The sequence below is a fragment of the Citrobacter sp. Cpo090 genome (assembly GCF_030332665.1).
Classification (GTDB): domain Bacteria; phylum Pseudomonadota; class Gammaproteobacteria; order Enterobacterales; family Enterobacteriaceae; genus Citrobacter; species Citrobacter portucalensis.
Genome location: NZ_JAOWHK010000023.1, coordinates 92,745 through 111,748 on the forward strand (window position 1 = coordinate 92,745; position 19,004 = coordinate 111,748).

13 protein-coding genes are annotated in these 19,004 nt (G+C 52.5%); 6 read left to right on the top strand and 7 right to left on the bottom strand.

All coding sequences use genetic code 11. From position 1 onward, the window contains the following. The first annotated feature begins 79 nt into the window (after positions 1–79). Entirely contained in the window at positions 80–1,240 is a 1,161-nt protein-coding gene (metB, locus tag OGY83_RS02335; RefSeq protein WP_123269171.1) for a cystathionine gamma-synthase, read from the top strand. Positions 1,241–1,242: 2 nt separating this feature from the next. After that, a complete protein-coding gene (gene metL / locus OGY83_RS02340) occupies positions 1,243–3,675 on the top strand; it encodes a bifunctional aspartate kinase/homoserine dehydrogenase II (protein WP_123269170.1) in 2,433 nt (810 codons plus the stop codon). Positions 3,676–3,719: 44 nt separating this feature from the next. On the opposite strand, the gene OGY83_RS02345 is transcribed toward metL, so the two are convergent. Then, on the bottom strand, positions 3,720–4,880 hold the full coding sequence (locus OGY83_RS02345) for a cytoplasmic protein (protein WP_286635144.1): 1,161 nt from the start codon (positions 4,878–4,880) through the stop codon (positions 3,720–3,722). A gap of 133 nt (positions 4,881–5,013) precedes the next feature. Between OGY83_RS02345 and OGY83_RS02350 the strand changes: the two genes are divergently transcribed. Further along, complete coding sequence (locus OGY83_RS02350; protein WP_286635146.1) at positions 5,014–6,570, top strand: bifunctional metallophosphatase/5'-nucleotidase; 1,557 nt, start codon at positions 5,014–5,016, stop codon at positions 6,568–6,570. 38 nt (positions 6,571–6,608) lie between these two features. Here OGY83_RS02350 and OGY83_RS02355 read toward each other — a convergent pair whose 3' ends face one another. After that, a complete protein-coding gene (locus OGY83_RS02355; protein WP_079939337.1) occupies positions 6,609–6,986 on the bottom strand; it encodes a carboxymuconolactone decarboxylase family protein in 378 nt (125 codons plus the stop codon). Positions 6,987–7,075: 89 nt separating this feature from the next. Between OGY83_RS02355 and OGY83_RS02360 the strand changes: the two genes are divergently transcribed. The 3 genes from OGY83_RS02360 (at position 7,076) to katG (ending at position 11,378) form a co-directional block, all read left to right on the top strand. Beyond that, positions 7,076–7,984: a LysR family transcriptional regulator gene (locus OGY83_RS02360; RefSeq protein ID WP_191213599.1), complete on the top strand. Its 909-nt coding sequence runs from the start codon at positions 7,076–7,078 to the stop codon at positions 7,982–7,984. 157 nt (positions 7,985–8,141) lie between these two features. Continuing rightward, complete coding sequence (gene metF, locus OGY83_RS02365; RefSeq protein WP_003825161.1) at positions 8,142–9,029, top strand: methylenetetrahydrofolate reductase; 888 nt, start codon at positions 8,142–8,144, stop codon at positions 9,027–9,029. A gap of 168 nt (positions 9,030–9,197) precedes the next feature. Beyond that, positions 9,198–11,378, top strand: coding sequence for a catalase/peroxidase HPI (gene katG / locus OGY83_RS02370; protein WP_286635148.1), 2,181 nt, complete (start codon positions 9,198–9,200; stop codon positions 11,376–11,378). A 45-nt stretch (positions 11,379–11,423) separates the two neighbouring features. On the opposite strand, the gene nagE is transcribed toward katG, so the two are convergent. The 5 genes from nagE to OGY83_RS02395 form a co-directional block, all read right to left on the bottom strand. Continuing rightward, entirely contained in the window at positions 11,424–13,442 is a 2,019-nt protein-coding gene (gene nagE, locus OGY83_RS02375; RefSeq protein WP_286635149.1) for an N-acetylglucosamine-specific PTS transporter subunit IIBC, read from the bottom strand. Between the two features lie 265 nt (positions 13,443–13,707). After that, entirely contained in the window at positions 13,708–14,850 is a 1,143-nt protein-coding gene (gene nagA, locus OGY83_RS02380) for an N-acetylglucosamine-6-phosphate deacetylase (RefSeq protein ID WP_286635151.1), read from the bottom strand. Between the two features lie 17 nt (positions 14,851–14,867). Further along, positions 14,868–15,605: a glucosamine-6-phosphate deaminase gene (gene nagB, locus OGY83_RS02385; protein WP_286635153.1), complete on the bottom strand. Its 738-nt coding sequence runs from the start codon at positions 15,603–15,605 to the stop codon at positions 14,868–14,870. Positions 15,606–15,614: 9 nt separating this feature from the next. Next, positions 15,615–16,529 carry a glycyl-radical enzyme activating protein gene (locus tag OGY83_RS02390; protein WP_286635154.1) on the bottom strand — a complete coding sequence of 305 codons (915 nt, stop codon included), beginning with the start codon at positions 16,527–16,529 and terminating at the stop codon, positions 15,615–15,617. 13 nt (positions 16,530–16,542) lie between these two features. Beyond that, positions 16,543–18,966 (bottom strand): glycyl radical protein, encoded by a 2,424-nt coding sequence (locus OGY83_RS02395; RefSeq protein ID WP_286635155.1) that lies wholly within the window; start codon positions 18,964–18,966, stop codon positions 16,543–16,545. Positions 18,967–19,004 lie beyond the last annotated feature (38 nt).

The window sequence follows — 19,004 nt, forward strand, 5'->3', positions numbered from 1 at the left end:
CCAGATGTATTGACGGCTATCGTAACTATGATTACTCTGGTGTCTGACTTTTCACCGACTCAGCCAGGATCTCCTCAATATGACGCGTAAACAGGCCACCATCGCAGTGCGTAGCGGGTTAAATGACGACGAACAGTACGGTTGCGTTGTCCCGCCGATTCACCTCTCCAGCACCTATAACTTTACCGGATTTAATGAACCTCGCGCCCATGACTATTCGCGTCGCGGTAACCCAACGCGCGATGTTGTTCAGCGTGCGCTGGCGGAACTGGAAGGCGGTGCAGGTGCTGTGCTGACCAATACTGGCATGTCGGCGATTCATCTGGTGACCACGGTCTTCCTCAAGCCAGGCGATCTGCTGGTCGCACCGCATGACTGCTACGGCGGGAGCTACCGACTGTTTGACAGTCTGGCAAAACGTGGCTGTTACCGCGTCCTGTTTGTCGATCAAGGAAATGAGCAGGCATTGCAGGCCGCATTGGCGGAAAAACCGAAGCTGGTGCTGGTAGAAAGCCCAAGCAACCCGCTGCTGCGCGTGGTGGATATTGCGAAAATCTGCCAGCTGGCGCGTGAAGCTGGCGCGGTCAGCGTGGTCGACAACACTTTTTTAAGCCCGGCACTGCAAAATCCACTGGCATTGGGCGCCGATCTGGTGTTGCATTCATGCACGAAATATTTAAACGGTCACTCAGACGTGGTGGCTGGTGTTGTGATAGCGAAAGATCCGGAAACGGTCACTGAACTGGCATGGTGGGCGAATAATATTGGTGTGACCGGCGGCGCGTTTGATAGTTATCTGCTGTTGCGCGGCCTGCGTACTCTGTCTCCTCGTATGGAGGTGGCGCAACGTAATGCTCAGGCGATAGTCGATTATCTGCAAACTCAGCCGCTGGTGAAAAAATTGTATCACCCGTCATTGCCGGATAATCAGGGCCATGAGATTGCCGCGCGTCAGCAAAAAGGCTTTGGCGCGATGTTAAGTTTTGAACTGGATGGTGATGAGCAAACGCTGCGCCGCTTCCTCGGCGGGTTGTCATTGTTTACGCTGGCGGAATCGTTAGGGGGCGTTGAAAGTCTGATCTCCCACGCCGCAACCATGACACACGCGGGCATGGCGCCAGAAGCGCGTGCAGCTGCCGGAATTTCCGAAACGCTGCTGCGTATCTCCACCGGTATTGAAGATGGCGAAGATTTAATTGCCGACCTGGAAAATGGCTTCCGGGCTGCAAACAAGGGGTAAACATGAGTGTGATTGCGCAGGCAGGGGCGAAGGGTCGTCAACTGCACAAATTTGGTGGTAGTAGTCTGGCAGACGTGAAATGTTATCTGCGTGTCGCAGGCATTATGGCGGAGTACTCGCAGCCTGATGACATGATGGTTGTTTCAGCCGCAGGCAGTACCACTAACCAGTTGATTAGCTGGCTGAAATTAAGCCAGACCGATCGCCTTTCTGCGCATCAGGTTCAACAGGCGTTACGTCGCTATCAGAGCGAGCTTATCAGCGGTTTGTTACCTCCTGAGGTAGCGGATGGACTGATTGGCGCATTTATTCACGATCTGGAGCGTCTGGCCGGATTACTCGACAGCGGTGTGAACGATGCCGTCTATGCTGAAGTTGTTGGGCATGGTGAGGTATGGTCCGCGCGTTTGATGTCTGCCGTCCTTAACCAACAGGGGCTGGAGTCAGCCTGGCTGGATGCGCGCGATTTTTTACGTGCTGAACGCGGTGCTCAGCCGCAGGTAGATGAAGGTCTTTCTTACCCATTGCTACAGCAACTGCTGGCGCAGCATCCGGGTAAACGGCTGGTGGTGACCGGCTTTATTAGCCGCAGCAATGCCGGTGAAACGGTCCTGCTGGGGCGTAACGGCTCCGACTACTCGGCGACGCAGGTTGGCGCGCTGGCGGGCGTTTCCCGCGTAACTATCTGGAGCGATGTCGCCGGGGTTTACAGCGCGGACCCGCGTAAAGTAAAAGACGCCTGTTTGCTGCCGCTGCTGCGTCTGGATGAAGCCAGCGAGCTGGCGCGTCTGGCGGCGCCGGTTCTCCATGCCCGTACCTTACAGCCGGTTTCCGGTAGCGATATCGATCTTCAACTGCGTTGTAGCTATACGCCGGAGCAAGGTTCAACGCGCATTGAACGCGTACTGGCCTCCGGTACCGGGGCGCGTATTGTGACCAGTCATGATGACGTCTGCCTGATTGAGTTTTTGGTTCCGACTGGCCAGGACTTTAAGCTGGCATATAAAGAGATCGACCAGGTTTTAAAACGTACCCAGGTGCGTCCGCTGGCAGTGGGTGTGCATCCTGACCGCCAACTGCTGCAATTTTGCTATACCTCCGAAGTCGCTGACGGCGCACTGAAAATTCTTGATGAAGCTGGTCTGCCGGGCGAACTGCGTCTGCGCCAGGGGCTGGCGCTGGTGGCGATGGTCGGGGCGGGCGTCACCCGTAATCCGCTGCACTGCCACCGTTTCTGGCAACAGTTGAAAGGTCAACCGGTTGAATTCACCTGGCAGTCGGAAGAGGGTATCAGCCTGGTCGCGGTACTGCGTACTGGGCCAACGGAGAGCCTGATTCAGGGTCTGCATCAGTCAATTTTCCGCGCGGAAAAACGCATTGGTCTGGTGCTGTTCGGCAAAGGCAACATTGGCTCGCGCTGGCTGGAGCTGTTCGCTCGCGAGCAGAGCACGCTCTCGGCGCGTACCGGATTCGAGTTTGTGCTGGCGGGTGTGGTTGATAGCCGTCGTAGCCTGCTGAATTACGAAGGACTGGATGCCAGCCGCGCGTTAGCCTTCTTTGATGATGAGGCGGTAGAGCAGGATGAAGAGTCTCTATTCCTGTGGATGCGTGCTCACCCGTATGATGATTTAGTGGTGCTGGACGTCACTGCCAGCGAGCAACTGGCGGATCAGTATCTGGATTTTGCCAGCCATGGTTTCCACGTTATCAGCGCCAACAAACTGGCGGGGGCGAGCAGCAGTAATAATTATCGCCAAATTCATGACGCTTTTGAAAAAACCGGTCGCCACTGGCTGTATAACGCCACCGTGGGTGCAGGTTTGCCGATCAACCATACCGTGCGCGATCTGATTGATAGCGGAGATACCATTCTGTCGATCAGTGGGATCTTCTCTGGCACGTTGTCGTGGTTGTTCCTGCAATTTGATGGCACGGTCCCGTTCACCGATCTGGTGGATCAGGCGTGGCAACAGGGTCTGACTGAACCCGATCCGCGCGTAGATCTTTCCGGCAAAGATGTGATGCGTAAGCTGGTGATTCTGGCGCGTGAAGCCGGTTACGACATCGAACCGGGCCAGGTTCGCGTGGAATCGCTGGTGCCTGCGCACTGTGAAGAAGGCTCTATTGACCATTTCTTTGAGAATGGCGATGAGCTGAACGAGCAGATGGTGCAGCGTCTGGAAGCGGCGCGTGAAATGGGGCTGGTGCTGCGCTATGTGGCGCGTTTTGATGCTAACGGTAAAGCACGCGTTGGCGTTGAAGCGGTTCGCCCTGAACACCCGCTGGCAGCGCTGCTGCCGTGCGATAACGTATTCGCCATTGAAAGCCGCTGGTATCGCGATAACCCGCTGGTGATCCGTGGACCGGGCGCAGGTCGTGACGTCACCGCCGGAGCGATTCAGTCAGACATCAACCGTCTGGCGCAGCTGCTGTAGTTTGCGTTGCCGGATGGCGCTTACGCTTATCCGGCCTACATATTTCATGAACCGTAGGCCCGGTCAGCGCCACCGGGCAAATCGCGCAGGGTGATCAGGGCGTTGTATTGATCTACCAGCGTCCTTATCGTCTGAAACACCGAATGGGCGGAGTAACGGGGGCTTTGCTGAAATTCCGTCTGTTGCCGCAACCAGGCGAGAAAATGATGGCTTGCCGCCAGGGTTATTGACGCGCCTTCTTCAACCTGCCCCTCCGTTAACAAACACACCATTTTACGCGAATCGCCTCGTTGCCAAATCTGCCACTGGTTTCGCCACCACCCCTGATAGGTTTTACCCTGCAATTGCCAGGGCAGCGTGCGCTTATCGTTGTTGATTTCTTCATCAATAAACCACAGCGAGGCGTGATGATGGCGAAACTGTTCCGCCCATGCGGTAATCGCCGCGCCGCGCAGAAAACATTCGTGGGCAATAATGTGAGTTTTTACCTCCGGCCACAGATGGCTCAGCAGACGGAAATGCCCATGGGCAGCAATTACCGGACGTATAATCGCGCCGCTGGCGTTACGTTTGAGCATCGCGCTGCCGTACTGAATTTCGTCAAACTGGCTGCGGCGTAAAAACTGGGTTTCCCGCTGGCTGACTCGCTCAACAATATCATCATGCGTTGCAGTTGCTTCACCGATGCCGCGCCAGCGGTAACGTAATGAGTCTCCAATGGGATGGGGCGTGAAATTACTGGAAACATGCAACACATCACCGCGAATAGCGTCAAAACTGAGCAATACATAAAGTTTCTGGTCGGTGCTGGCTCCCTGAAAAGGCACGATTAAGGGAACCGTCGCTATTTGTTCTGGTGGAACAATGGTGGTGAGCGGCTGCTGCTTTGGTGTCCAGACTTGTTTGCAGTTCCGACACTGAACACGCTGGCTGCCCTGGGGATTGTGCCCATAGCGGATGGTTTTCCGCTGATAACAATGTGGGCAAAACTCACCTCTATTGATCGCAAAATCCGCTAAATATGCCGACAACCAGCTATGGAACTGTTCCTCGTTAAACAGCGGGGGATAGCTGCCGCATGCCCGGCAATGCAGTGCGGCATAACCCAGCCGATAATCTGGCCAATGGTAATCAACTGAACGATCCTGTCCCAAATTTTGACAGCCGAAGGACTTGCAGCAATTGATAGTGAACAGAGGCATCATCGGATTACCAACGATTTTTAAGGGTCGTCGATTTTGACCCGCGACTATCCCTGACGGATGTGATTTTTCTCACATAAAAAAACCTTTCAGAACGTAACGTAGCGATTCTTTATATGACTGAAAGGGATTGATTATGAAGTTAAAAATGCTTGCTGTTGGTGTTCTGGTCTCTTTGCCGCTCTGGGCCAGTGCTAAAGATGTCACGATTATCTATACCAACGATCTCCATGCCCATGTCGAACCTTATAAAGTCCCATGGATTGCCAATGGCTCACGTGACATTGGTGGTTGGGCCAATATCACGACGATGGTGAAGCAGGAGAAAGCGAAAAATAGCGCCACCTGGTTTTTTGATGCTGGTGACTATTTTACCGGGCCATATATCAGCAGCCTGACCAAGGGTAAGGCGATTATCGATATCATGAACACCATGAATTTTGATGCTGTCACCATGGGTAATCATGAATTCGATCACGGTTGGGACAATACGTTGTTGCAGCTGAGTCAGGCGAAATTCCCTATTGTGCAGGGCAATATCTTTTATCAGAACAGCAGCAAAAAGTTTTGGGATCAGCCCTACACCATCATTGAGAAAGATGGCGTGAAGATTGGCGTGATTGGCCTGCACGGCGTGTTTGCTTTTGATGATACGGTTTCCGCTGCGACACGTGTCGGGATCGAGGCGCGGGATGAAGTGAAGTGGTTGCAACGCTATATCGATGAGCTTAAAGGCAAAGTCGATCTTACCGTGGCACTGATCCATGAAGGCACGCCAGCACGTCAGTCCAGTCTGGGGGGCACCGATGTGCGCCGTGCGCTGGATAAAGACATCCAGACCGCAGGCCAGGTGAAGGGGCTGGATATCCTGATCACCGGTCATGCGCATGTGGGCACGCCGGAGCCGATTAAAGTCGGTAACACCCTGATACTTTCTACCGACAGCGGTGGTATTGATGTGGGTAAACTGGTGCTGGATTACCAGCAGAAACCGCATCAATTTACCGTGAAGAACTTCGAGCTGAAGACCATTTTTGCTGATGAGTGGCAGCCAGACCCGCAGACGAAACAGGTCATTGATGGCTGGAATAAAAAGCTCGATAAAGTGGTACAACAAACGGTTGCCAACTCCCCGGTTGAGCTGACGCGTGCTTACGGTGAATCTTCTTCCTTGGGAAATCTGGCGGCAGATGCGTTGCTGGCTGCGGCGGGTAAAGAGACCCAGTTAGCGCTCACTAACTCGGGCGGCATCCGGAATGAAATCCCTGCTGGAGCCATCACCATGGGCGCAGTCATTAGCACCTTCCCGTTCCCGAATGAGCTGGCAACCATGGATCTTACCGGTAAGCAGTTGCGTAGCCTGATGGAGCATGGCGCGAGTTTAAGCAACGGTGTATTGCAGGTGTCCAAAGGACTGGAGATGAAGTATGACAGCAGTAAACCGGTTGGTCAGCGGGTCACCGTATTGACGTTAAACGGCAAACCCATTGAGGATGCCACGGTTTATCACATTGCCACAAATAGCTTCCTGGCAGACGGCGGTGATGGTTTTACAACATTTACCGAAGGTAAAGCGCGTAACACATCCGGCGGTTACTATGTCTCTAATGCTGTCGTTGATTTTTTCAAAGCAGGAAATACGCTGACGGATGAGCAACTCAAAGGCATGCGTGTGGAAGATGTGAAACCGTAGTGAGCTCAGGCCAGCAGATATTCCGCTGGCCTGTTGTTTTAGCCTTTGTGGGAGGCAAACACCTCTTTTGCGGCAAACAAGCCGTTGAGTGCCGCGGGGAAGCCAGCATATACGGCCATCTGCATAATCACTTCAACGATCTCATCCTGCGTTAAACCTACGTGTAATGCCGCGCCAATATGTACCTTCAACTGCGGTGCGGCGTTACCCAGCGCAGTTAATGCCGCGACGGTAGCGATTTCTCTACTGCGTAAATCCAGCCCCGGTCTTGAATAGATGTCGCCAAAAGGAAATTCAATCAGGTATTGGGCGAAATCTGGGGCAATATCTTGCAGACTTTCGACGACTGCATCGCCCCCTTTACCATCCACTTTTTGCAACATCTTCTGACCGGTAATAAAGCGTTCTGAAGGCATCATTTCTTCCTCTTTCATGTGGTCTGTGGCGTGAGGATAGAGCGTGCGGAATGATTGGGATAATACCGTTTCCGTGATACCTTTTCGGTATGACAACCCCGTCTTTGCACTCTCTGGATATTCGCCTGCTGCGTTACTTTGCCGTAGTCGCGGAAGAGAACAATATGAGTCGGGCGGCGCAGCGTTTGTTTATGTCGCAGCCGCCGCTGAGTCGCCATATTCGCCAGCTTGAAGAACGCCTGGGAGTGACGCTTTTTGTCCGTCATACCCGTGGGCTTACGCTGACGGAGGACGGCCAGCGCGTGCTTGATATCGTGCTCCCGCTATTGGCGCTACAGGATAAAACCTGGACGGCGCTGAGTCAGCTAGCGAAAACGGGGGAGCAATCTCTGCGCTTAGGGCTAAGTACGGCGTTTGAGCAGGGCGTTTTCGCTGCACTTGAGTCACAGCTTATTACGCGAGTACAGAAGCTGCATGTTGTCCGTCATAGTTCGCCTGAACTGGCACGCCAGGTGCGTCGGGGAAAACTGGATGCCGCTCTGGTGGCTCTACCGCTTGAAACTTCGGGGCTTAGCGTCACGCCGCTTGGCTGGCAAGAATCGATGATCGCCGCTTTACCCGCGCAGTGGGCAGAAGCGACGCTGCCGTCGCTCTCGTTAACGGCGCTGAACCACCGGCCACTGTTCTGGTTCAAACGTGAACGCAACCCCGCCTTCTTTGATTACACCCGACACATTTTTCGTCGTGCGGGTTACTCGCCTGCCTGTATTGAAGAGCCGCTGGAACATGACGTGCTGCTGGCGCGGATCGCGCAGGGTGACGGTCTGAGCCTGATTCCGGCCTCCTTTTCGGCTATCCAGCGTCAGGGCGTGACCTTTCTTCCGCTTACCGATACCGAATTACGTATTAGTACGGGGTTGCTGATGCTGCCTGAGAACGTAACAAAATTAGCGTGGCTGCAGACGGCCATGACGCAATCCCTCATTATTTCAGGCTGATGTGAATTTTTTTCACGTTGGCTGAGTATTCCTCACCTTTAACGATGATTTTTGTGTTGACGCCAGCATGCTTTTCCGTCATTTTTACATCTAGACGTCTAAACGTATAGCAGTTCACAACACAACATATAACGACAAAAGATTGATGAGGTAAGGTATGAGCTTTTTTCACGCCAACCAGCGGGAAGCCCTGAATCAGAGCCTGGCGGAAGTACAGGGTCAGATTAACGTTTCGTTTGAGTTTTTCCCGCCGCGCACCAGTGAAATGGAGCAAACCCTGTGGAACTCCATCGATCGCCTGAGCAGCCTGAAGCCGAAGTTTGTTTCAGTCACCTACGGTGCAAACTCTGGTGAGCGCGACCGCACGCACAGCATTATTAAAGGCATTAAGGATCGCACTGGCCTTGAAGCGGCTCCGCACCTGACCTGTATTGATGCAACTCGCGATGAGCTGCGGACCATTGCTCAGGACTACTGGAATAACGGTATTCGTCATATTGTTGCTCTGCGTGGTGACTTACCGCCGGGAAGCGGTAAACCGGATATGTATGCCTCTGACCTGGTGACTCTGCTGAAAGACGTTGCGGACTTTGATATCTCCGTTGCGGCTTATCCGGAAGTACACCCAGAAGCGAAGAGCGCTCAGGCCGATCTGCTGAACCTGAAACGCAAAGTAGATGCCGGTGCAAACCGCGCGATTACCCAGTTTTTCTTCGATGTAGAAAGCTATCTGCGCTTTCGCGATCGCTGCGTGTCTGCGGGTATCGATGTGGAAATTATTCCGGGTATCCTGCCGGTCTCTAACTTTAAACAGGCGAAAAAATTTGCCGATATGACCAATGTTCGTATCCCTTCCTGGATGTCGACCATGTTTGATGGTCTGGATGATGATGCCGAAACCCGCAAGCTGGTGGGAGCGAATATCGCCATGGACATGGTGAAGATCCTCAGTCGCGAAGGGGTGAAAGATTTTCATTTCTATACCCTAAATCGCGCCGAGATGAGCTACGCTATTTGTCATACACTAGGTGTAAGACCGAATTAAACAGATGCCCCAGCCCTCTACGGAGGGCTTTTTATTGATCATTTTGATCTACATCTCTGTAACTTAAAATATAAAAGGAATTAGCTATCGAATCTGTGGGTTATTTCGACTATATCTTATCTCTGGTGGTGTATATCGTAGTCAGAACACTGTAAAGGGAGCATATAGATGAGCATGTCCGACGATAGCCAGAACGCATCAACTGCCGGTAAGTGTCCTTTTCATCAGGGCGGGCCGGATCACAGCGCGGGAGCAGGAACGAATAACCGCGACTGGTGGCCTAACCAACTCCGCGTTGATCTTTTAAACCAACATTCCAATCGTTCAAACCCGCTGGGTGAGGACTTCAACTACCGTAAAGAGTTTAGCAAACTCGACTATTCTGCCCTGAAAGGGGATCTCAGAGCCCTTCTGTCCGAATCTCAACCGTGGTGGCCCGCTGACTGGGGAACTTATGCCGGATTATTTATCCGCATGGCATGGCACGGTGCAGGGACCTATCGTTCCATCGATGGACGCGGTGGCGCGGGTCGCGGACAGCAGCGTTTTGCACCACTGAACTCCTGGCCGGACAACGTCAGCCTGGATAAAGCGCGTCGTCTGCTGTGGCCAATCAAGCAGAAATATGGTCAAAAAATTTCCTGGGCCGACCTGTTTATCCTTGCGGGCAACGTGGCGCTGGAAAACTCCGGCTTCCGTACCTTCGGCTTTGGTGCCGGTCGTGAAGATGTCTGGGAACCGGATCTCGACGTAAACTGGGGTGATGAAAAAGCCTGGCTGACCCACCGTCATCCGGAAGAGCTGGCGAAAGCGCCGCTGGGCGCAACCGAAATGGGCCTTATCTATGTGAACCCGGAAGGGCCGGACCATAGCGGCGAACCGCTTTCTGCGGCAGCGGCGATTCGTGCGACCTTCGGTAACATGGGCATGAACGACGAAGAAACCGTGGCGCTGATTGGCGGCGGTCATACGTTGGGCAAAACCCACGGTGCAGCACCGGCTTCGCACGTAGGTGCCGATCCAGAATCCGCGCCGATTGAAGCGCAGGGCCTGGGCTGGGCCAGCAGCTACGGCAGCGGCGCGGGCGCAGACGCAATTACTTCCGGTCTGGAAGTGGTCTGGACGCAGACGCCGACCCAATGGAGCAACTATTTCTTCGAGAACCTGTTCAAATATGAGTGGGTGCAAACTCGCAGTCCGGCAGGCGCGATTCAGTTTGAAGCCGTTGACGCGCCAGAAATTATTCCCGATCCGTTTGATCCGTCGAAAAAACGTAAGCCAACAATGTTGGTTACCGACCTGACGCTGCGTTTCGATCCTGAATTCGAGAAGATCTCCCGTCGTTTCCTGAACGATCCACAGGCGTTCAACGAAGCGTTTGCCCGTGCGTGGTTTAAACTGACGCACCGTGATATGGGGCCAAAATCGCGCTACATCGGACCGGAAGTGCCAAAAGAAGATCTGATTTGGCAAGACCCGCTGCCGCATGCGTTCTTCAACCCAAGCGAAGAAGATATTCTGAAGCTGAAGGCGACCATCGCCGCTTCCGGGCTGTCCGTGGGCGAACTGGTATCGGTAGCGTGGGCTTCCGCATCAACTTTCCGCGGTGGGGATAAACGTGGCGGCGCTAACGGTGCGCGTCTGGCGCTGGACCCACAGCGTGGCTGGGATGTGAATGCTACCGCGGCACGCGTACTGCCTGTGCTGGAAGGCATTTATAAGTCAGCCCATACCGCTTCGTTAGCCGATATTATCGTGCTGGCAGGTGTTGTCGGTATAGAGCAGGCGGCTAGCGCTGCGGGTGTCAGCATTAAGGTACCTTTTGCACCGGGCCGCGTGGATGCGCGCCAGGATCAAACGGATATTGAGATGTTCGAACTGCTCGAGCCGATTGCTGATGGTTTCCGTAACTACCGCTCTCGTCCTGACGTGTCGACCACCGAGTCGCTGCTGATTGATAAAGCACAGCAGCTGACGCTGACCGCACCGGAAATGACCGTGCTGGTGGGCGGTATGCGCGTACTGGGCACCAACTTTGATGGTAGCCAGCACGGCGTCTTTACCGATCGTCCAGGCGTACTCAGCACTGACTTCTTCGTCAATCTGCTGGATATGCGTCATGAGTGGAAGGCGGTTGATGAGTCACAAGAGCTGTTCGAAGGTCGTGACCGTCTGAGCGGTGAAGTAAAATACACCGCAACCCGCGCCGATCTGGTGTTCGGTTCTAACTCTGTACTGCGCGCAGTGGCTGAAGTTTATGCCTGCAGCGATGCCCACGAGAAGTTCGTGAGAGATTTCGTTGCCGCATGGGTGAAAGTGATGAACCTGGATCGTTTCGATCTGCTGTAACTCAATAAATCAGCGACTGCCAAAGGCAGTCGCTGATTTTGTCGTTTATCCCTTGATGATGTAGAGCGGCGTCTGTCCCGCAATAACGTTACCGTCTGGCGCCCTGAACTCTATCTCCGTAAAATCTTCAATATTGCTGCATACCACCGGACTTAACATCGAACGGACGTTGGCATTGAGGAAATCGAGATCCATCTCCAGTATCGGCTGGCCTGTGACAACCTCCATCCCTTCTTCTACCAGACGTCTAAACCCCTGTCCGTTAAGTGCGACGGTATCCAACCCCATATGGACGATGATCTCTGCACCTGCGGGTGTTGCCAGACAGAATGCGTGGTTAGTATTGAATATTTTGACGAGGGTGCCAGCGGCGGGTGAAAGGACGATGTTGCTTGTCGGTTTAATGGCAATACCGTCCCCAACCGCCTTACTGGCGAAGGCTTCATCCGGCACCTGTTCCAGCATAATTACCTCGCCGCTGACCGGTGCGACCAGTTCAACGATGGCGGCGACGGGTTTAGCCATCAGCGGTTTCGCCGATGTGGGTGCGGTGTCGACGGCAACGGCCCTGGCGGCTTCTACGTAGCCTGTGGTTTTCATCGCATTAGCGATTTTTTCTGCCGCAAATCCGACGATTATCTGCACGCTGGTGTGATTCAGACGGATCACGCCGGTGGCGCCCAGCCGCTTTGCCAGGGCGTCATTGAGTCGAGAGGAGTCGTTGACGCTCAGGCGTAAGCGGGTGATACAGGCATCTATGCCGGTCAGGTTATCCGTGCCGCCAACGGCGGCGATGTACTGACGCGCAAGCTCGCTAATGTTCAGATCTTTAGGGTTACCAATATTGATGTCCTGGCCGTCGGCGGCACTTCCAGCCAGCGTCAGCTCGCGCCCTGGAGTTATCAGATTAAACTTGATGATGGTGAACCGAAACACCAGATAGTAGATGATAAAAAATACCAGACCCATCGGGATGAGAAAATACCACTGTACGGCAAGGGGGTTACGTGAAGAGAGCACCATATCGACCAGACCGGCGCTAAAACCAAAACCGGCTATCCAATGCAGGCTGGCCGCAACAAATACGGCGATGCCGGTCAACAGCGCGTGAATAACATACAGTATCGGTGCGACAAACATAAACGAGAACTCCAGCGGCTCGGTGATGCCGGTGAAGAACGAGGCGAACGCGCCTGCCATCATGATGCCTAATACTTTGGCTTTGTTTTCCGGGCGAGCGCACTGATAAATCGCGAGTGCAGCACCCGGTAGGCCAAACATCATAATCGGGAAGAAACCGGCCTGATAACGTCCGGTGATACCGACAACCGCTTTTCCGGACTCAATCGACTGCGCGCCGCCGAGGAAATTAGGAATATCATTAATTCCGGCGACATCAAACCAGAAGACGGAGTTAAGTGCGTGGTGCAATCCTACGGGGATTAGCAATCGGTTGAAGAAGGCGTAAATACCGGCGCCGGTGGACCCGAGTTTTTGAATATGTTCGCCAAAACCGACCAGGCCGCTGAAAACGATAGGCCAGATGAACATCATGATAAAAGCAACCACAATCATCACAAAAGAGGTGATGATTGGAACCAGTCGACGCCCGCTGAAGAATGAAAGTGCTTTTGGTAGTTCGACGCTGCCAAAACGGTTGTACAGTTCGGCGGAGATGACGCCCACCATAATGCCAATAAACTGGTTTTTAATTTTGGCAAAAGCCGCTGGTACTTGCTCGAGAGGTATGTGCTGGATCATCGCCACCGCAGCGGGTGAACAGAGTGTGGTTAATACCAGAAAGCCAACAAATCCCGTCAATGCTGCTGCACCGTCTTTATCTTTTGACATCCCATATGCCACACCGACAGCAAACAGTACGCCCATATTGTCAATGATGGCCGAACCTGACTGAATAAATAAGGCAGCAAGCGCATTGGTGCTACCCCAGCCATTGGGATCGATCCAATATCCGATGCCCATTAAAATAGCCGCAGCGGGTAAGGTTGCTACCGGAACCATTAATGCACGGCCCACTTTTTGTAAATATCCTAAAATATTCATAATATTCCCTGTAAGCAGATAAAAATCATCAACCAGCAAAAACATTGCTGGCTGGTAAATAATGTTCGCGATGGGAGATAAATGTGGTGGGTGGGTCTTATTATTTAGTTCGGTATTTTTAAAAAACTATGTGGTGAATTAATGTTATCTATATCTCGTTTTTTATTTTTAAATGAAATTAATTTCTATTCATAATAAAAAGCAAATAATTCCTGGCGGTTGTTTTTCACAACCGCAGAATAAATATAGTTATGCCAAATACTATTTAATTAATTGACCAGGATATTTCTCCTTTACAGAAAGTGGTATTGACCTGGTAATTATCTTCCAGCACTACAATATCAGCGTCATATCCGCGCTGTAGTTTACCTTTACGATCGTCGAGGCCGAGCAGGCGAGCAGGGTTTATCGTGCAGGATTTTAACGCCGAACTAAAGGGTACCATCGCCCTCTCGACCATATTGTACAGACCACGGTTGATCTGCAATGTGCTGCCTACCAGCACGCCGTTTTCTCGCCGGGTCGCGCCGTCGTCAGCGAGAATCATCGGCTCGCCGCCAAACATGTAGCGGCCAGGCGCTTCGCCTTTGGCCTTCATGGAGTCGCTTATCATAATGATGTAATCATCACTTTTGGCCTGGAATAAATGTGCAGCAGAGACCAGACTCACAAAAATACCGTCGGCGATCAGCTCGCCATACAGCCCATCCAGACCCCACGCGGCTCCCAGCAAACCGGGTTCACGGTTGATATATTTCGCCATTCCATTGTATACGTGAGTGACGCTACTTGCGCCGTTGCTCATCGCTTCCAGCGCCTGATCGAATGAGGCGTCGGAATGCCCCATGCTGACGACGATATTCCTCTCTGTGCAATAACGCGTTAACTGGTAATTGGGGTCCATCTCCGGCGCCAGCGTCACGGCGATAATGTGCCCCCTGGCCGCCTGTTGATAAGCTGTGAAATCGGCGATGTTGGTTTGGCGGATGGCCTTTTCTGGCTGCGCGCCGCGATACAAAGGGTTGAGAAAAGGGCCCTCAAGATGGATGCCCAGGATCTCCGCACCCTTTGATGGGGTTTGCATTACCTGCGCAATATTGCGTAATGCTGCCAGCAGGACGGGATGATCGTCTGTTACTGTAGTGGGGCAAAAAGCAGTGACGCCTTCCTGCGGTAATCGCGATGCCCAACGATGCAGGCCTACGGCGTCATCTTCGTTGGTATCGTAATTCCATCCACCATGCGTGTGCATATCGATAAATCCCGGTACGATACGGCGCTGACCAAAATCATATTCGGCGTCGGTGATTAACCCGATGTTAATATCGAAAATTTTCCCGTTCTCAACGGTAATGTGTGCTGGAAAAAAACGCCCGTAAAGCCATACCCGTTCACTTTGAATAATCATAAGCGCCTCAGGATGAATTAAAGGTTAAATAGTGATGCTGCCTCGCGATCGCCAATCACCGTCACATTTGGGTGCAGCAGCAGGAACGATGCCGGAAACAGCGGATCGATGCGGGTGCAGTCATAAAGCTGCTTCATCACCGCAGCTTTCGAGACACCGTTGGCTATCAGAACAATCTCTTTGCTCCGCAAGATGGTTCCCATACCCAGCGTAATCGCTTGCTTCGGCACATCGTCTTTGCTGGCAAAGAAACGGGTGTTGGCTTCGATAGTTTCCGTTTTAAGATCAATGAGATGACAGACTGAGCTATGAGTGGCGTGCGGTTCGTTAAAGCCAATGTGACCATCGTGACCAATGCCGAGAATCGTTATATCAAAGTCGCCGTGGTCCACAATTATTTGTTCATAACGGATGCATTCTGCGGTCAAGTCTGCAGCCTGAACGTCGGGAACAAAGGTATTTTCGGTGGGGATATGGGCGTGTTGATAAAAGTGGTGTTGCAGGAAAGAGTAATAACTTTGTGGGTCGTCTTTCGCTAGCGGAATATATTCATCGATATTAAAGGAAAAGGTTTTTGTGAAATCAGCTTCACCTTCTTTGGCCATTCGACTCATTTCTGCCAGCATGCCAACGGGCGTTCCGCCCGTTGGCATAGCCATCACAAGATCCGGTTTATTGATCAGAGCAGCGGCGACGCGATTCGCCGCCAGTATACTCATTGCGCTGTAGGTTTCGGTAATAATAAAATTCAGCATTTTTATCCTTTAACCGCCAATAGTGGCTTTCAAGCCAATTTCACTGGCGTAGTGTTTTATTTCTTCGGTCATCTCACGTGAGCATGGTGGAATATCATTTAACAAGTAAGGCATACCCAATTTCTGATATTTACCGATGCCATAAATGTGGTATTCAAGAATATCTACTTGCTGTACAGCACTACCCAGCGTCCGGATAAAATCGAGTCGTTTACGTATATCGGTGGGATCGTCATTGCGCGTTGGTACAATTACCATTCGCGCAAGGATCGGCTTGCCCATGGCGGCGATTGCTTTGGCATTCTCCAGAATCAGTCGGTTATCGACGCCGGTACAGCTGAGATGGATTTCGGCATCAAAGGCTTTAAAGTCATAAGAGACCAAATCAACGATTTCAATCAGCGGACGCAGCTTCTCCCAGCGAATAGCCCCGGCAGTATCAAGGCAGACGTGAACGCCTTCAGCCTGCAATAGCAGGGCGGTTTCCCTGACGAACTCTGCCTGGAGCGCCGGTTCACCGCCGGAAAAAGTGACACCGCCGTGGCTTTCATCGTAAAACGCTTTGTCACGCAGCAGCAGGTCGGCCAGTTCATGGGACGTCATCTCTTTGCCCACTTTTTCGTAGCCGTCGTAAGGGCAAAGTTCAACAATATCCAACAGGTTAGTGCATTTTTTCCTGTCGATGTTGACCCCGTTGCCCGGTGCTGCAAGGGTAATCGCGTTGTTTGTCGCAGCCTGAACGCAGGTGCCGCACTGACGGCAGCGTTCTTTAAACCAGAACACGTTGAAACCAGGCCTGATGGTTTCCGGATTCGCACACCATTGGCAGCGTAAGTTGCATTGCTGCATAAACACGGTGGTACGTATTCCTGGACCATCCTTGGTGGAGTAACGTTGAATACGGGAAATCAGGCCAGTTTTCATATTACCTCCGTACTTACCATGCCAGCTCAGTACGGGCGATAATCGCATCCTGCGCTTCTGGCATCAGCGTCGAGAACAGGGCGCAATAACCCGCTACGCGTACCATCAGGTTCGGGTAGTCTTCCGGGTGTGCCTTCGCTGCCCGCAGAATGTTCGAATCGATGATGTTGAACTGGTTGTGGAAGATATTTTTCACCCGGCTGGCTTCCATGAAATGGGTAAATTTCTCCAGGTTTTCATCGCCTTCCAGCGCACTTGGGGTGAATTTCATATTCAGCAACTGGCCGCCGGCGATTTTCTGGTTCGGCAGCTTCGCTACCGAATTGATGACTGCCGTCGGACCTTCTTTGTCTGCCCCCAGACATGGCGATGCGCCTTCGTTTAGCGGCAAAGTTGCCAGACGACCGTCCGGTGTGGCACCAACGTCAAAACCATTCGGCACGTAAGAAGTGATGTTGGAGGTCGACATGGTATACCCGCAGCCCTTCGGACCTTTGCCATCGCGATCGGTTTTATACTTAGGCAGCAGTTTCAGGTAGGACTCGAACACGTCGGCGACAATGTGATCGACATAGTCGATATCGTTACCAAATTTAGGCGCGTTGCGACACAGTTTGCGCACGCGTGCGCCTTCAATGCCTTCGAAGTTACAATCCATGGCGTCGCGCAGCTGCTTGAGCGTCAGTACTTTGTCATCAAAGACCAGCTTTTTCACCGCCGCGAGGCTGTCGCCGACGACTGAAGGCCCAATGTTGGAGGAACTGACGAAGTCATATTCCGCGCCGCCGTTTTTAAGGGTTTTTCCGCGTTCGAGCGAACAGTTGATGGTTGCAGAGGCGAAAGCATCGGCATCGTGATATTTCAGCGCGCGGTCGCATACCAGATCGCAATCTACCGCCAGATCAGAGTAGAACTCCAGCAGCTGATTCCACGCGGCCCACACTTCGTCGTAAGACGCGTAGTTTATCTCCCGGCCTTCTTTACCGTTCACCTTCACCAGTTGAACTCCGGTTGCTGGATCGCAACCATTGTTCATTACCAGCTCAAGAATTTTACCAAAATTCACGTAGGTCATACCGGTAGCACGGTGGCCCCAGCGACCTGGAATCGCGGTTTCTACACAGCCCATTGAGGCATATTCGCGAGCCACTTCTTCGCTCAGCCCGAGGGTCATCATCGCAGGGATCACCACTTCATCACAAAAGATGGACGGCATACCAAAACCTTTACGAATCAGCTTTGCCGAGTCCTGCATCAGTGAATGTGGTGTGTCTTTGGAGAAACGGACGCTGAGGTTGGGTTCCGGTAATCCGGTCAGCGCCATCGCTTCCAGCGCCAGATACGAGAGGTCGTTAGTGCCGTCTGTTCCGTCCGGCTTCATGCCGCCGACCATTAAATTCGAATACAGTGGGTAGCCACCGCTATACTGGGTATGGCCCCATGGACGCACTTTGTTGAGGCTGTTGGTCATAATGAAGAAGTGAGTCAGGATCTCCAGCGCCTTCTCTTTGCTGATGTTGCCGGAGTTAATATCTGCTTCGTAGAACGGCCAGATATACTGGTCGAAGCGACCAAAGGAGAAGGAGTGACCGTTGCTTTCGATCATCATCAGCAGATGGGTCAGATAGACGGTTTCCACCGCTTCCCAGAAGTTTTGTGCTTTGCCTTCCATCAGATGGGCAAACATTTCGCTCATTGCCAGCAGTTCGTCACGGCGTTTTTCATCGGGGGCTTTTGCGGCTTCTTCTTTGGCGAGGACAGAGAAGCGTTTGCAGTAGTTCAGCGCGGCTTCCATGGTGATAATGACGGCCTGATAGAAATCTTTTTGCTCGTCAGTCAGATTCTGGTCTTCCGCCAGGTGCTGTTTTGCGATATCACGCATGCCGCCGTAGCCGACTTCGAGCACAAAATCATGGTTCGGGATGATGTGGCCATCACCGGACATACTGATGCCGCCGCGGTGTAGAACGCCCTGTTTTTCCGCCAGACGATTGATTTGCGGTAGATTGGCCAGCACTTCGTCCTGATGGGTTTTGCCCTGCCAGTAATCCTGTAAAACGCGCAGACGTGCTTTGGTCTCTTCAGAAACCTGGAAGCTGTCGCCGGAGCGTTTATCAAATTCATCCAGTTCTTCAATCACCCAGTTGAAGGAAAATTCGGGGAAGACCGGTGCGGCGAAGTTGGCGCTGGCCTGATTACCGACGATTAACATATCCGGTTCGATGTAAATGGTCATGTTGGCAAGAATGTCGGCGAGTGCCAGAGCCCGTCGGATAACAATTGGTTTGCCTTCAGAACGTTTAAACGACTCGGTAATGATTTCTGCGCGTTCCGGACATAGCGTTGCGACGCGATGGAACATCTGATCTTGCTTGTTCGCAATTCTGGCGAAATCGCAATCGTTATTGGTGGGGGTAAAGCTGAGTAATCCGTTCATAAAGACCTCGTGGCAGGAAGGGTTTTTTGTATTCCACG